Genomic DNA, 14,942 nt, shown 5'->3' with positions numbered 1-14,942 from the left:
CGCCGCCATCGTACGGCGAACACCTCGCCGCCCGCCGGGCTTCACCGCCGACCGGGGGTTTAGGGCCTAGCATGCCGGGTCGATTTCTGGAGCCGTTTGCATGCCCGTTCGCCTCGGGGCGCTTGCCCTTGCCGTTGGTCTGTCCTTGTCGCCCGCGGGCGCGGCCTGGGCCTTGCGCGACACCGCGGCGCTGCAGCAACTGTTGACCGCGCAGCAGTACGCCACCGCGCAGGTGGACCTGGCCGCGCTGGCGCGCCTGCCGCAGCCCGACGCCGCCCAGCGCGCCGTGCTGTACCAGTGGTGGTTTGCGCAAGACGACGGCGCCGCCGTGGACCGCCGCACCCGCCAAGTGCTGAGCGACCCGAACGCGGCCCCCGTGGACCTGCTGGCCGCCGGCCGCCTGGCGCTGGACCGGCGCGACTTCGACCGCGCCCGTGCCTGCTTCGAGCACGCCCTGGCCCGCGCCACGCAGCCGCTGGAGCGCGCGCAGGCCCTGCGCGGCCTGGGGGTGCGGCACTACCAGCTGCGCGAGTTCGACGCGTCGCTGAAGCAGCTGGAAGCCAGCCAGGCTGCCGAGCCCACGGCCGATGGGCTGAGCTCGCTGGCGGACACGTTGATTCGCCTGGGCCGCACCGAAGACGCCATCGTCGCGGCTGAACTCGCCGTGGCGATCAACCCCCACCACGAGGCCGCGCACTACCTGCTGGGCAACGGCTACGCCCGCGAGAACTACACGCAGCTGGCCGCCCGCCTGGGCGACGCCTTGCCGCCGCTGCTGGCCGAGGTGCGGCGCGCGTCGGATGCCTTCGAGCGCGGCGAGTTCGACACCGCGCTGCAGATCAGCCTGGCCGTGTTGAAGCGCTGCCCGCAGCTGGGCCGGGCGCACGCGATTGCGGCCAAGGCGCTGGAGTCGCAGCGCTTCGCGGTGGATGTGCACCGCGCCGCCTACGAGCGCCGCTTTGCCGCCACGCCCATGCCCAAGGTGCCGGGCATCGAGCGCTACGTGCTGAACTGGAAGGACCTCTCGCCCCGCCACCAAAAGCGCGTGGCCTTGTCGGTCGCGCCGTGGAAGGCCTTCATTCCGGTGCTGGTGGAGGGCGGCGCCACGCACTTCATCAAACCGATGTGGATGCGCCTGTCGGAAACGCCGCAGGCCCATGCGCTGAAGGACGCGCGCATCGACTACGACTCCCGCCTGTGGGACGACGTGCGCGGCATGGGCGGCCACTTCACCGTGACCGGCATCGAAGACGTGGAGCGCAGCATCTTCGACAAATACAACACCGTGCTGCACGAGCTGACGCACCAGGTGCACGGCGTGCTGACGGCGGACCAGAGCCGCAGCATCGAGGCGCTGTACCAACAGGCCAAGGCGCGTGACGCGAAAACCCGCAGTGGCTTCCTGTCGCGCTACGCCGGCGGGTCGGTGTGGGAGTACTTTGCCGAGGGCGCCAACGCCGAGGCGTCGCCCCGCCGCGATGCCTACGACGGCCGTGAGATCGTGCGCGAGCGCTTGATTCAGTTGGACCCCGCCCTGCGCGCGCTGGTGCAGCGCTTCTTCGCGCAGCGCGACACCCGGGCCAGCCTGCCGGTGGCGCTGGTGAATGCCGGCAACCAGAAGCTGGAAGACGGCCAGCTGGCCCAGGCCCGCCCGCTGCTGGCGCGGGCGCTGGCCCTGGCGCCGGCCGACGAGCGCGCACTCACGGCGCAGCTGAACCTGCTGGCCATCGAGGGCGACGCCGCCGCGGTGGAGCCCGTGGCCACCCGTGCGCTGGCCGCACACCCGCGCAGCGGCGCCCTGCATGTGGGCGCAGCCGATGCGCGCTGGCACGCCGGCCGACCGCTGGCCACCGAGGTGCTGCCCGCGCTGGCGCTTGCCGCGGCAGCGTTGACGGGTGAAGACCGCTTCCGCGCGGACCTGGCCGTGGCCGACCACCACCGCCGCCTGGGCCAGGTGCCCCAGGCCCTGGCCGCGTATGACGCGGTGCTGGCCTACCAGGGCGACCAGCCCGAGGCGCTGTGGGGGCGCGCCGCCACGCTGGCCCTGGCCGGCCGTTGGGACGAAGCCTTTGCGCAGTACGAGGCCGTGCTGCGCCTGCGCACCGGGCTGCTGCCGCTGCGGCGCGACTACGCGCTGGACCTGCTGCGCGCCGGCCGCACCGCCGCGGCGCACGAGCAGGTGCGCGCCGCCCTGCTGCTGGACCCGCGGGACCCCGACACCGGGGCCCTGCAAGCCTGGGCGCTGCTGGCGGATGGCCAGCCCGAGCCCGCGCTGATGCAGGCCAATGCCGCGCTGCAGGCCGGCCCGTGGAGCGACCTCGCCGCCATCGTGCAGGCGGCAGCGCTGCGGGCGCTGGGCCGGCCGACGGAAGCCGATGCCGTCGTGGCCCCGGTGCGCGAGCGCATCGCCCGTGGGGCTGCGCCGAAGTACGTGTACCGGCCGGAGAAGTCGGGCTGGTTCTCGGTGCATGAACTGCCCGCCAGCGAGCGCCGCGTGATGGAGATGCTGCTGCCGTGAAGCTGCTCAAGCGCTGGGAAGCCGCCCACCTCAATGGCCTGAGTGTGGCCTTGGGCGTGGCGGCCACGCACGCGGTGGTGGGCGCGCTGTTCGGCGAAACCGCCGGGCTGGCCGCCGTGGGCGGTGCGGTGTGCGCCAGCCTGACCGATGTGCCCAACCCGCCGCAGCGGGTGTGGCCGCGCGTGCTGCCGGCGGCGCTGGCGGCGGCCTTGGTGACGCTGGGGGTGGGGCTGGCCGATGGCTCGCTGCTGGCCACCGTGGCCTTGGTGGCGGGGGTGGCCTTTCTGTCGTTGATGACGCTGGCCTGGGGCCTGCGCGCTGGGCCGCTGAGCTTTGCGCCGGTGCTGGCCCTGGTGTTCGGCATGGCCTGGGACCGCACCGCCGGTGCGGCCTCGCCCTGGGCCCATGCGGCGTGGGTGGGGCTGGGCGGCTGCGTGTACGCGCTGTGGGCGCGCGGCGCGGCCGTGGTGCTGCGCCACCGGCTGCGTGAGCTGGCCTTGGCGCAGGCGCTGCGGGCCACCGAGCAGCGGGTGCGCTCCCGCGCGCAGCGCATTGCGCTGGCCGTGAGTGCTGACGAAGCCCGCATCCGCGCGTCTATTGCTGACGACGTGCTGCTGGCCGATGCGCTGCAGGCCGCGCGCGACCAGGTGTTCGCCGCGCGCCGCTCCCCGCGCAGCCGCCGGCAGACCGACCTGCTGCTGGGCCTGATCGAGCTGCGCGACCTGCTGCTGGCCAGCCGGCTGGACACTGAGCTGTTGGGCCAGGACTTCCCCGGCCGCCAGTGGCGCGCCGCGCTGGCCGACACCTTGCGCCACCTGGCCGATGTGCTGGCGGCCCTGGCCAATGCCGTGGCCTATGGCGCGCCACTGCCCGAGGTGTCGGCCGAGGCCTGGGCGCAGCAACTGGCCGCGCGGCTGGCCGAGGTGAGCGCACCGCCGGGCGACACGCGCACCCATCTGGTTTCGGCGCTGCAGTCGCGCCTGGGCCACATGCTGGGCGATGTGGCCGCCATGGTGGCGCGCCAGGCCGGGCCGGACGACCCCGACACCCCGTGGACGCTGGAGCGGCTGGCGCCGTTCGTCTCGCCCGAGGGCTGGCCGCTGGCCGCGCTCAAGCCGCACCTGACGCTGCAATCGGGCGTCATGCGGCACGCGCTGCGCTCGGCGCTGGCGCTGTCGCTGGCCTACGCGCTGGGTGCGATGCTGCCGTGGTCGGCCCATCCGTTCTGGCTGATGCTGAGCGTGGCCGTGGTGCTGCGCGGCAACCTGGAGCAGACGCTGTCGCGCCGCAACGAGCGGATCATCGGCACCGTGCAGGGCTGCCTGCTGGTGCTGCTGCTGGCGCACCTGACCTGGTCGCCGCTGCTGGCGCTGTGCTTCATTGCCGCGGTGGGCACCGCCCATGCCTACGTGAACCGCCGCTACCGCGTGGCCGCCACCGCCGCCACCCTGATGGCGCTGCTGCAACCGCTGATGCTGGCGCCGGGCAGCGACCCCGCCATCGTCGAGCGCCTGGCCGACACGGTGATGGGCGCGGGCCTGGCGTGGCTGTTCAGCTTCGTGCTGCCCTCGTGGGAGCGGGCGGCCGTGCCCCGGCTGGCGGCCCAGCTGCGCACGGCGCTGGCCCGGCATGCGGTGAACATGCTGCGCTGGCTGCCCGATGCCGAGGCGCAGCTCGCCCAGCGCCTGAGCCGCCAGCAGGCCTACACCGCGCTCGCAGCGCTGGCCGCCGCCGCGCAACGCACGCGGGTCGAGCCGGAGAGCGTGCGCCTGCCGGAGGCCGAGATCGAGTCGGTGCTGGCGCACGGCTACCGCCTGATGGCCTTGCTGGGCGCGGTGCAGCAGCAGGTGCGCCGCCGCACCGAGCGCCTGGACAGCGCCGCGGCAGAGGCCGCGCTGACCCAGGCCCGCGACGCCTGCGTGGCCCACCTCACCCACCCCGAGCGGGCCGCGCCCGAACCCCTCGAGCCGCCCGACGCCGACGCCGGGGCCTGGCCCCAGCACCTGGGCCAGCACGACCTGACCCCCTGGCTGCTGCGCCGCCTGCGGCTGTGCCGCCAGGAGGCGCAGGCGCTGGACACCGCCCTTCACCAACTTCAACCCCCTGCAGGAGCCTATTCATGAGCATTCAAACCCGCGCCGCCGTGGCCTGGAAGGCCGGCGCGCCGCTGACCATCGAAACCCTTGACCTGGAGGGCCCGAAAGACGGCGAGGTGCTGGTGGAGGTCAAGGCCACCGGCATCTGCCACACCGACGAATACACGCTGTCGGGGGCCGACCCCGAAGGCATCTTCCCCGCCGTGCTGGGCCATGAAGGCGCCGGCGTGGTGCTGGAGAGCAAGGTGCCTTGGCTGAAGAAGGGCGACCACGTGATTCCGCTCTACACGCCGGAGTGCCGCGAGTGCAAGTTCTGCCTCAGCCGCAAGACCAACCTCTGCCAGGCGATTCGCGCCACGCAGGGCAAGGGCCTGATGCCCAACGGCACCTCGCGCTTCAGCCTGAACGGCGAGCCCATCTTTCACTACATGGGCACCAGCACCTTCTCCAACCACATCGTGGTGCCCGGCATTGCGCTGGCCAAGATCCGCCCGGACGCGCCGTTCGACAAGGTCTGCTACATCGGCTGCGGCGTGACCACGGGTGTGGGCGCGGTGCTGTTCACGGCCAAGGTGGAGGCGGGCGCCACGGTGGTGGTGTTCGGCCTGGGCGGCATCGGGCTGAACGTGATCCAGGGCGCCAAGATGGTGGGCGCGGGCCGCATCATCGGCGTGGACATCAACCCGGCGCGCGAGGCCATGGCACGGCGCTTCGGCATGACCGATTTCGTGAACCCCAAGGACGTGCCCAACGTGGTGGACCACCTGGTGCAGATGACCGATGGCGGCGCCGACTACTCCTTCGAGTGCGTGGGCAACGTGCAGTTGATGCGTCAGGCGCTGGAGTGCACGCACAAGGGCTGGGGCCGCAGCATCATCATCGGCGTGGCACCGGCCGGGGCCGAGATCTCGACGCGGCCCTTCCAGCTCGTGACCGGCCGCAAATGGGAAGGCTCCGCCTTCGGCGGCGCCCGCGGCCGCACCGATGTGCCCAAGATCGTGGACTGGTACATGGAGGGCAAGGTCAACATCGACGAGCTGATCACGCACAAGCTGAAGCTGGAGCAGATCAACGAGGGGTTCGAGTTGATGCGGCGGGGGGAGTCGATTCGGTCGGTGGTGGAGTTCTGACGGGAAACGGGGCTGCGGCCCCGTTTTTTGTGGGCGGTTGGTGGTTGTTGGGGGCTTTTGCTGAGAGCCTTTGCCGTTCGAGGCACCGAGCCGGGAGTTCGCCCCGGCGGGCGAGTAACTTTTCTCTGTCTTGCCAGAGAAAAGTCACCAAAAGAGAAGCGCTAACCGCACGCCATCCGGCCCCGGGTGAAGCTCGCGCGCGAGAACAGTCGCTCGGCTGGTGCGTAGAAGCGAGCCGCTGCGCTCTCGCCGCCCACTTGTGCCGACCGTCAGTCCTCGCACCTTCTCCACGTTCAACGCCGGCTGCACGCCGGGCTCATCAGCAAATGCAGCCACCGCCTCGACGCGCCGCCGGCGGCGCTTGTCTTGCACTCGTGAGTTCGGCGTTCAGCCGACGTTAGGCGCACCGACGGTGGATCGTTCGGGCTGGTGACAAGGACAGCAGCGAGAGCGAAGCGGCTCGCTTCGTGCTCGCAGCCGGATGGCTGTTCTCGCGCGATGTCCGTCGCCGGCCAGTGGCCGTGTGCGGTTCAGCGCCTCTTCTTTGGTGACTTTCTTCTGGCGCAGCAGAAGAAAGTTACCCCGCCGCCGGGCGGGACTCCCGGCACGGTGCACCGAACCCAAAAGGCTCTTGGCAAAAGCCCCCAACAGCGGCTCGCCGCCAAAGCCCCTCAGCGCCCCGTCCGATACGGCTCATCCTCCGGCACAAAGTCCTGCTCCCGCAGCGCGTCCGCAATCCAATCCTCCACCGCCGGATGCGCCAACAGCGCATCGCGGTACGCCGCGGCCGTGTCTGAGACCGGCAGGCTGAAGCGGCTCAGACGCACCGCCACCGGCGCAAAGTAGGCGTCGGCCGCCGAGAACGCGCCGAACAGGAAGGGGCCGCCGCTTCGGGCCAGGGCGTCGGCCCAGGCGGCTTCGAGCCGGGCCACGTTGGCGCGCAGGCCGGCGTCTTCGGCCCAGAGCTTGGCGCCCACCTCGGGGAAGAAGGCCTCGATGTTCATCGGGCACAGCGTGCGCAGTCGGCCGAAGCCGGCGTGCATCTCGGCGCACAGGCTGCGGGCGCGGGCGCGGGCCTGGGGCTCGCGCGGCCAGATCGCGTGCTCGGGAAAGCGCTCGGCCACGTACTCCGCAATGGCGGGCGTTTCCCACACCGTGAAGCCGTCGTCCTCCACCAGCACCGGCACCTGCTTGGTGGGGCTGATGCGGGCGATCTCGCGCGTCCAGGCCGAGTCGGGCGAGAAGTCGAACCGCAGCTTCACCTCCTCGAACGGAATGCCGAAGGCCGCCAGCAGCACGCCGCTGCGCATGGACCAGGAGGAGTAGTTCTTGTTGCCGATGTAGAGCTTCATGGGGCGCTTTCGTGAGGGATGCGCCAGCTTACGCAGCCGGGGGCTTCGGCGGGTTGATCAATCCGCAACGGATTGATGCGTCCTCAGTGCCGGGCGCGCCAGGCGTCCAGCCGCGCCACGCCGCTGCCCGGCGCCAGGTAGGTGGGCAACACCGCTTCCAGCGCGGCGGGCTGAATGCCCAGCGCCGCCAGGCCGGGCAAGCTGCCGCTGGGCACGTTGGGCACGGTCAGCGAGGCCAGGTTGTCGCGCGACAGCAGCGGCTCGCCGGGCAGGCACTCCATGGCCAGCGCCTGCAGCGTGGCCAGCGGGCCGGGTAGCGGCAGCACGGGGCGCGGGCAGCCCGCCACGCGGCCAGCCAGTTGCACCAGCGCGCCCAGCGTCAGCGCGCGCGGGCCGGCCACCTCGAAGGTCTGGCCCACGGTCTCGGGGCGGCACAGCACGGCCACCAGCGCGCGGGCCAGGTCTTGCACCCACACCGGCTGCAGCAGGGCGCCAGCGCCGGCCAGCGGCATCACCGGGGCCAGGCGTTGCAGCGCGGCAAACAGGTTCACGCTGCGGTCCCCCGCGCCGAACACCAGCGAGGGGCGCACCACGGTCAGGTCCAGCCCCTGGGTTTGGGCCGCCAGTTGCAGCACGGCCTCGCCAGCCGCCTTGCTGCGCAGGTAGTGCGACGGCGCCTGCGGGCTGACGCCCAGCGCGCTCACGTGCACCAAGCGTTTTACGCCCGCGGCATGCAGGCCAGCGGTGATGCGCCGCGGCAGCTCCACATGCGCGCGCTCGAACGCGGCCGCGCTGCCTTGCAGGATGGCGATCAGGTTCACCACCGTGTCGTGCCCGGCGGCCAGGCGCGGCAGGTCCTGGAACACGTCGGCCTGCACCACGGTCACGCCGGGCAGGCTTTGCACGGTTTGCGCCTGCCGCAAGCGCCGCGTGGGCACGGTGATGCGCACGCCCGCGCCCAGTTCGCGCGTGAGTTGCTCGCACAGCGCGCGGCCCACAAAGCCGCTGCCGCCCAGCACCAGAATCGATCGCGTCATGACTTGCCGTCTCCTGCCGCCGCGGGCGGCACATCGCTGACATCCGCCGCGCTGGCGCCCGCCGGCCCCACGCTGGCCCCCAGCCGCTCGCGCAGCCGGGTGGCGGGCAGGCCCAGCACCTGCGCGTACACGGCGCCGCCCAGCAGCACCTTGCGCACGTAGTCGCGGGTTTCGTTGAAGGGAATGTTCTCGGCCCAGATGGCCGCGTCCAGCACCGGGCCGTCGCGCCAGCGGGCCGGGCGGCTGGGGCCGGCGTTGTAGGCCGCGGCGGCCAGGGCCTGCGCGCCGTCAAAGCGGTCCAGCACCAGCTTCAGGTACTGGGTGCCGATGCGCAGGTTGAAGTCGCGGTCGTGCATGCGCTCGGCGCTGTAGTCCAGCCCCACCTTCTTGGCCGTCCACTTGGCGGTGGCGGGCATCACCTGCATCAGGCCGGCGGCGCCCACGTGCGAGCGCGCATCCAGCACGAAGCGCGATTCCTGGCGGATCAGCCCGTACACGTAGGCCGCATCGAGCCCGGCGGCCTGGGCCTCGCGTTGTAACTCGGCCCGGTGGGGCAGGGGGTAGCGCTGGGCGATGTCCACCTCGTTGCGGGTGCGCTCGCTGGTGTTGATGCAGCGGTCCCACACCTCGCGGTCGCAGGCCTCCTGCGCGGCGGCCAGCAGGGCGCGGTCGTTCATGCCGCGCAGCGAGAAGTTCCACTCCCGCACGCCTTCGTTGCGCAGCCCCAGGTCGATGAGCTGCAGCGCCCGCGTGAGGCCCGCGTGGCTGCGGGCGGCGCGGCGCTCGTCGGCCGTGAGCGGCGCAGGCGCCGGGGGCAGCGGTGTGGGTTGGCCCAGGTCTTCGGCAGCCAGGCGGCCGAAGTAGGTCAGCGGTTGCGCGGCCAGGGCGGTGAGCTGCGTGCGGGCACCTGCCGTGTCGCCTTGCTGGCGAATGGCGCGGGCCTTCCAGTAGGCCCAGGCGGGTTCGCGCTGCTCGTTGGCGCTCATGCGGTCGATCGCGCGCAGCGCCACGGCCGGGTTCTTGGCGCGCAGGGCGGCGCGGGCGGCCCAGGCGAGGGCGTCGTCCGTCCAGGGCAGGTCGGGGGCGAGCTTGTCGGCCCGCTCGAAGCTGGCCAGCGCCGTGTCTTGCAGGCGCAGGGCCTGCTGGCGGCCGATCTGCACCCACAGCCAGGCCTGCACCTCAGCGGGCAGGCCGCGCCACTTGTCGCGCAGCAGGTCGGCGGCCTGGTCAGGGTCGGTCGCGGCCACGCGGGCCAGGGCCAGGCCGGTCAGTTCGGCATCGAAGCGCGGCGCGCTGCGGGCCTTGCGGGTGAGGTAGCGGCCGGCGTTGTCTTGCAGCTCGGCGAGCTTTTGGTCCAGCGCCTTTTGGCCCAGCAGGGCCACGGCCTGGCGGGCGGCGCGGGGGCGGGCCTGCTCGGTGGCGATGCGGGCCTTGGCCCACAGCAGCTCGGGCTTGAAGGCGCCGGCGTCCACCATCGCGGCGGCCAGTTGCTGGCAGCCGTCGTCGCCGTCTTTCTGCGCGAACCACGCTGCGCGAGCGGCCTCCACGGCCACCTTGCCCGGCTCGGCCAGCAGGGCGTAGCAGGCCACCTCGCGGTCGTCGCGCATCTGGTAGTTGGCGTGATCGCGCCGGAAGTTGGCCCAGTCCCGGCGGCGGCCCAGTTCCAGCAGCCAGTCGTTGCGCAGGCGGTCTTCCACGTAACTGCCGGGGTGGCGGGCGTAGAAGGCGTCCATCTCGGGCTGGCGCACTTCGCTCAAACGGGCGTTCAGCTCGAAGTACTCCACCCAGCCGGCCAGCGGGTGGCCTTGGGTGCGCGCGGCCTCCACCAACGCGGCCAGGCGCTTGCGGTCTCGCTTGACCCAGGCCTCGCGGGCCTGCACGGTCAGGTCGGTGGCGGTGGCGGCGGCGGCGGCTGCAGCCGGGGCGGGAGTCTGGGCCTGGGCCTGGCTCGCAGCCAGCATCAGCGCCGCGCCGGCAGTTGCCGCCACGCTGCGCCCCAAGACCTTGAAAATCGCCCACTTCATACGCACCACCGCTCCGTTTGCCATGACCCACCCCGTGCCTGCTGACCGCGCCGCCTTGCGCCGGGAACTGATCACCGCCCGCCGCGCCTTTGCGGCCACGCCGGCCTTTGCGGCCGCACAAGCCGCGCTGGACGCGTCATTGCGCGAGGTGCTGGCCCAGCTGGAACCGGAACTGCTCGGGGTTTACTGGCCTCTTGCGGGCGAATTTAACCCAGGGGCGCTGCCCTGGGCGCGGGCTTTGCCATTCGCGCGGCGCGAGCCCGCGCAGATGCAGTTCCGCCGCTGGGACGGCCGCGAACCCACGGCACAAGACGAATGCGGCATCCCCACCGCCAGCGGCGCCGTGGCCGTGCCGGACGTGGTGCTGGTGCCCTGTGTGGGCTTCAGCCGGCAGGGCTTTCGGCTGGGCTATGGTGGGGGCTACTTCGACCGTTTTCTGGCGGCTAACCCCGGGGTCACGACCGTGGGCCTGGCCTGGAGCGGCGGCGAGGTGGACTTCCCCGTCGAGGCGCACGACCAGCCCTTGACCCTCATCCTGACCGAACGCGACGTGATCGCCCCTGACTGAAAGCCCCCCGCACGATGCACGACGGCATGACCCTGATCTCCACGCTGGCTGCCGCCTTCGGCCTGGCGCTCGTGCTGGGCCTGCTGGCCCAGTGGGCGCGCCTGCCGGCCCTGGTGGGCTACCTGATGGCCGGCGTGCTGATCGGGCCGTACACGCCGGGCTTTGTGGGCGATGTGCACCTGGCGCAGCAGTTGTCCGAGGTGGGGGTGATGCTGCTGATGTTCGGCGTGGGCCTGCACTTCTCGGTGGCCGATCTGGTGTCGGTGAAGGGCATTGCGCTGCCCGGTGCGCTGGTGCAAATGGCCGCGGCCACCGCCATGGGCGCGGGGCTGGCCCACTTCTGGTGGGGCTGGGACGTGGCCGCGTCGCTGGTATTTGGCCTGGCGCTGTCGGTGGCCAGCACGGTGGTGCTGCTGCGGGCGCTGGAGTCACGCGAGTTGCTGCACACCGGCAACGGCCGAATCGCCGTCGGCTGGCTGGTGGTGGAAGACCTGGCCATGGTGCTGGCGCTGGTGCTGCTGCCCGTGCTGGGCGGCAAGGGCGAAGGCAGTGGCGGCAACCTGGCCGTCACCATCGTCACCACGCTGCTGGCGGTGGCCGCCTTCGTGGCCGTGATGTTGATTGCCGGGCGCCGCTTGCTGCCCTGGTTGCTGTGGCAGGTCAACCGCACCGGCTCGCGCGAGCTGTTCACGCTGGCCACCGTGGCGGCTGCCATTGGCTTGGCCGTGGGCGCGGCCGCGCTGTTCGGCGTGAGCGTCGCGCTGGGCGCCTTCTTCGCCGGCCTGGTGCTGCGGGAATCCGCCTTCAGCGAGCGCGCGGCGCACGAGAGCCTGCCGCTGCGCGACGCCTTCGCCGTGCTGTTCTTCGTGGCCGTGGGCATGCTGTTCGACCCGCGCATCTTGCTGCAGCAGCCGCTGGCGGTGCTGGCCACGGTGGCGGTCATTCTGGTGGGCAAGACGCTGGCCGCCGGGGCGCTGGTTCTGCTGCTGAAGTACCCGCTCTCCACGGCGCTCACCGTGGCCGTGAGCCTGGCGCAGATCGGCGAGTTCAGCTTCATCCTGCTGGGCCTGGGGCAAAGCCTGGGCCTGGTGCCGGCCGAGGCCACCAGCCTGGTGGTGGCGGGTGCCATCGTGTCCATCGCGCTCAACCCGCTGCTGTTCTCGGGCGTGGAGCCGCTGCGCCGCTGGGTGCTGAAGCGCTCCGCCTGGGCCCGCCAGCTGGAAGCGCGCGACGACCCACTGGCTGAACTGCCCGCCAACACCCCCCGCACGGCGCTCGCCGGCCAGATCGTGCTGGTGGGCCATGGCACGCTGGGCACAGCCCTGCATGGCCTCTTGGGCGAGCGGCCCGTGGTGGTCATCGACCGCGACCGCGATGTGGTGGAGCACTTGCGTGCCAGCGGCCAAGCCGCCGTGCTGGGCGACGCCGCCGAGGCCGCGACGCTGATCCAAGCCCACATCACCCATGCCGCCTGGCTGGTGGTGGCGCTGGCCGACGTGCGCGGCGTGCCCGCCCTGCTGGCGCCGGCCCGCCAGCTCAACCCCGCACTGCGTTGCGCCGTGCTGGCGCACACCGACGAAGAAGAGCAATGGCTGGCCGAGGCCGGCGTGAGTCATGTGCTGCGGTCACAGCGGGCGCTGGCGGAGGCGTTGGCGAGGGTGGTGGGCGAACCCGCCCCGGCCACCTCGGCCGGGCATTGAGGCTCACACCCCGGCCAACTGCCCCCGCGTCACCGCCGCCTGCGCGCGCACCCAGTCGGCAAACTGCTGCACCTCGGGCCGCCGCGCGGCGTTGGGGCCGGTGATGAGCCAGTAGCTGAAGGGGCTGCCCAGGCGGCCGGCCTGGCCGAAGGGTTCCACCAGTTCGCCGCGTTCCAGGTGCTCGTGCACCAGTGGCAGCCGGGCCAGCGCCACGCCCTGGCCGGTGAGGGCGGCCTGCACCTGCTGGTAGGTGAAGTTGAGATACAGCCAGCGGCGCGGCTGCAGGTCGGGCTGGCCCAGCTCGGTCAGCCAGCGGCGCCAGCTCAGGTACTCGGCACTGGGGCGGGGGTCGTCTTCCTCGGCCAGCGCGTGGCCCGACAGGTCGGCCGGGCGCTTGAGCGGCGCGGGGGGCTTCTTGAGGTACCAGGGGCTGACGCAGGGCGACAGGATCTCCTCGAACAGCTGCTCGGCACCGGCCGGCACCGAGGGCGCGTCGTCGTAGCGCAGGGCGAGGTCGCTTTCGCCGTCGTCCAGGTCCACCTTGCGGTCGTAGGCGGAGACGCGGATGTCGATGTCTTCATGCGCGCGCTGGAAGGCTTCCAGCCGCGGGATGAGCCACAGCGATGCGAACGACGCAAACGTGCTGACGTTCACCACCCGCCGGCCGCGGGCGCGGCGGATCTGGCGCACGGTCTGGTCCAGGCGCGAGAGCACGGCCACGGCGGTGGGCAGCAGCATGGCGCCGTCGCCCGACAGCTCCACCTTGCGCGTGCCGCGCAGGAACAGCACGCAGCCGATTTCTTCCTCTAACGCCTGAATCTGGCGGCTGATGGCCGACTGCGTGAGGCTCAGCTCCTCCGCCGCCGCGCGGAAAGACAGCAGCCGCGCCACGGCCTCGAAGGCCCGCAGCGGGCCGATGGACAACGGGCGTTGGCGCAGCGGTTGATTCATGAAGGAATGGTATCAATCCGTGCGGCGGAGTCATTGGACGGTGGTGGCTCCGCTTCGCAGAATTCATGGCATCAACGCAGGAGAGTCGTCATGAGTGATGCGCAATCGGTATGGCACCTGACCCGTGGCCGGGCCCTGACCCTGGCGGGCGCGGCCGAGGCCCGGCGCCTGGCGGTGGCGCGGGGCCGGGTGTGGCTCACGCTGGCTGGCACGGCCGATGCGCCGGCGCAGGACTGCTGGCTGGAAGCGGGCGAAGCCGTGGCGCTGGCACCGGGCCAGGCGGCAGTGCTGGAAGGCTGGCCGGCCGCGGAGTTCGAGCTGCTGGTGCCGCCCGCCTCAGCCCCGGCGGGGCGCGGCCTTTTTGGCGGCCGACGGCTGGGCGGGCGCTGATTTCTTGGCGGCTGTCTGTGTGGCCTTCTTGGTCGCCTTCCTGGCGACCTTCTTTGCGGCAGGCTTGCCCGCCTTGGCATTGGTCGCCCGCAGTGCGGCCTCCAGCGCCAGCCGCGCCCACGGCAGCATCAACGGGGGCGATTCGAGCGCGTCTTCCGGCGGGCGGTAGTAGCTCATCACCTGGCGTTCGCCGGTGGCTGTGCTGTAGCTGAAGGGCTCGCAGCCGGCGGCCACGAAGCGCTCACGCGTGGTGTCGTCGGCCTTGAGGTAGAGCTGGTTCTGCACGATGAGCGCCATGAACAGCTCGTCCACGTAAATGCCCTGCCCGCCGAACATGCGGCGCACCCGCACGGGCCCCAGGGGCGAGAGCATCTCGACGCAGAGTTCGGTGAAGGGATCGGCCATGGCGGGCCACTGTAAGCTGCACGGTCATGGATGCGAACGACCGCGCCGTGATCCGGCACAAGCTGATTGCCCAACGCCTGGCCTTGCCCAACCGACTGGCGCTGGCGGCCGACCTGCAGGAGGTGCTGCGGGTGTGGCTGCTGCGGCGCAAGGAAACCACCATCGGCGCGTACTGGCCCATCAAGGGCGAGTTCGACCCGCTGCCCGCGCTGTACCGCTGGAGCGAAGACCACCCGGAACGCCGCATCGGCCTGCCCGTGGTGGACAAAGAACACCGCACGCTGCGCTTTCACGTCTGGTACCCCGGCTGCCCGATGGAGGAAGACGCCTTCCACATCCCCAAGCCCAAGGGCACCGAGGAGTTCCGCCCGCAGCTGATGCTGGTGCCCTGCCTGGGCTTTGGGCCCTGCGGCCTGCGGCTCGGGTACGGCGGCGGGTTCATGGACAAGACCCTGTCTGAGATGCAGCCCCGTCCTGCGGCGGTGGGCATTGGCTATGCGCATGGCTTTTTGCCGTTGCTCAAACCCAGTGCGCTGGATGTGGCGTTGGATGCGATGTTGACGGAGGAGGGGGTGGTTTGGGATCGGGAGGGGTGATGGCTGTTGGGCGTTTTTGCCTGGAGCCTTTTCCGTTCGGTGCACCGAGCCGGGAGTCCGCCCCGGCGGGCGGGTAACTTTCTTCTGCCGGGCTGTTTAGACCGGAGACATGGGTAACACCCGTGCCAGGACATGGGTAACGCGTTCTCAAGTGTCCAACAGAGGCTCACGTAGG

At 71.7% G+C, this 14,942-nt stretch carries 12 protein-coding genes; 7 read left to right on the top strand and 5 right to left on the bottom strand.

The genetic code is table 11. The features are described from left to right. Positions 1-100: 100 nt before the first annotated feature. From ACG01O_RS14275 to ACG01O_RS14265, 3 genes are read left to right on the top strand one after another with little or no spacing between them, the layout of a single operon-like run. Positions 101-2,518, top strand: coding sequence for a tetratricopeptide repeat protein (locus ACG01O_RS14275; protein ID WP_394385667.1), 2,418 nt, complete (start codon positions 101-103; stop codon positions 2,516-2,518). Further along, positions 2,515-4,641, top strand: coding sequence for an FUSC family protein (locus ACG01O_RS14270; protein ID WP_394385666.1), 2,127 nt, complete (start codon positions 2,515-2,517; stop codon positions 4,639-4,641). The genes ACG01O_RS14275 and ACG01O_RS14270 overlap by 4 nt, the downstream gene beginning before the upstream one ends. A gap of 2 nt (positions 4,642-4,643) precedes the next feature. Then, positions 4,644-5,744 (top strand): S-(hydroxymethyl)glutathione dehydrogenase/class III alcohol dehydrogenase, encoded by a 1,101-nt coding sequence (locus ACG01O_RS14265; RefSeq protein WP_394386342.1) that lies wholly within the window; start codon positions 4,644-4,646, stop codon positions 5,742-5,744. Positions 5,745-6,415: 671 nt separating this feature from the next. Here ACG01O_RS14265 and ACG01O_RS14260 read toward each other — a convergent pair. The 3 genes from ACG01O_RS14260 to ACG01O_RS14250 all read right to left on the bottom strand — a co-directional run bounded on the left by ACG01O_RS14260 (position 6,416) and on the right by ACG01O_RS14250 (position 10,157). Next, positions 6,416-7,096: a glutathione S-transferase family protein gene (locus ACG01O_RS14260; protein ID WP_394385665.1), complete on the bottom strand. Its 681-nt coding sequence runs from the start codon at positions 7,094-7,096 to the stop codon at positions 6,416-6,418. A gap of 83 nt (positions 7,097-7,179) precedes the next feature. Further along, positions 7,180-8,133: a complex I NDUFA9 subunit family protein gene (locus ACG01O_RS14255; protein WP_394385664.1), complete on the bottom strand. Its 954-nt coding sequence runs from the start codon at positions 8,131-8,133 to the stop codon at positions 7,180-7,182. Further along, complete coding sequence (locus ACG01O_RS14250; RefSeq protein WP_394385663.1) at positions 8,130-10,157, bottom strand: lytic transglycosylase domain-containing protein; 2,028 nt, start codon at positions 10,155-10,157, stop codon at positions 8,130-8,132. Before ACG01O_RS14250 ends, ACG01O_RS14255 begins: the two co-directional genes overlap by 4 nt. A 22-nt stretch (positions 10,158-10,179) precedes the next feature. Between ACG01O_RS14250 and ACG01O_RS14245 the strand changes: the two genes are divergently transcribed. Continuing rightward, positions 10,180-10,725: a 5-formyltetrahydrofolate cyclo-ligase gene (locus ACG01O_RS14245; protein ID WP_394385662.1), complete on the top strand. Its 546-nt coding sequence runs from the start codon at positions 10,180-10,182 to the stop codon at positions 10,723-10,725. 14 nt (positions 10,726-10,739) lie between these two features. Beyond that, entirely contained in the window at positions 10,740-12,425 is a 1,686-nt protein-coding gene (locus ACG01O_RS14240; protein WP_394385661.1) for a cation:proton antiporter domain-containing protein, read from the top strand. A 3-nt stretch (positions 12,426-12,428) separates the two neighbouring features. Here ACG01O_RS14240 and ACG01O_RS14235 read toward each other — a convergent pair whose 3' ends face one another. Then, a complete protein-coding gene (locus ACG01O_RS14235; RefSeq protein WP_394385660.1) occupies positions 12,429-13,376 on the bottom strand; it encodes a LysR substrate-binding domain-containing protein in 948 nt (315 codons plus the stop codon). 90 nt (positions 13,377-13,466) lie between these two features. On the opposite strand from ACG01O_RS14235, the gene ACG01O_RS14230 reads away from it, so the two are divergent. Then, entirely contained in the window at positions 13,467-13,766 is a 300-nt protein-coding gene (locus tag ACG01O_RS14230; protein WP_394385659.1) for a DUF2917 domain-containing protein, read from the top strand. Here the strand turns inward: ACG01O_RS14230 and ACG01O_RS14225 are convergent. Next, positions 13,713-14,171, bottom strand: a complete 459-nt coding sequence (locus ACG01O_RS14225; RefSeq protein ID WP_394385658.1) for a TfoX/Sxy family protein — start codon at positions 14,169-14,171, stop codon at positions 13,713-13,715. The two genes, ACG01O_RS14230 and ACG01O_RS14225, sit on opposite strands and share 54 nt — an antisense overlap. Before the next feature lie 26 nt (positions 14,172-14,197). On the opposite strand from ACG01O_RS14225, the gene ACG01O_RS14220 reads away from it, so the two are divergent. Then, positions 14,198-14,767: a 5-formyltetrahydrofolate cyclo-ligase gene (locus ACG01O_RS14220; protein ID WP_394385657.1), complete on the top strand. Its 570-nt coding sequence runs from the start codon at positions 14,198-14,200 to the stop codon at positions 14,765-14,767. Positions 14,768-14,942 lie beyond the last annotated feature (175 nt).

The sequence above is a fragment of the Pelomonas baiyunensis genome (genome assembly GCF_043555935.1).
In the GTDB taxonomy this organism is placed as follows: Bacteria; Pseudomonadota; Gammaproteobacteria; order Burkholderiales; family Burkholderiaceae_C; genus Pelomonas; species Pelomonas baiyunensis.
This window is presented reverse-complemented; position numbering and strand designations above follow the sequence as displayed.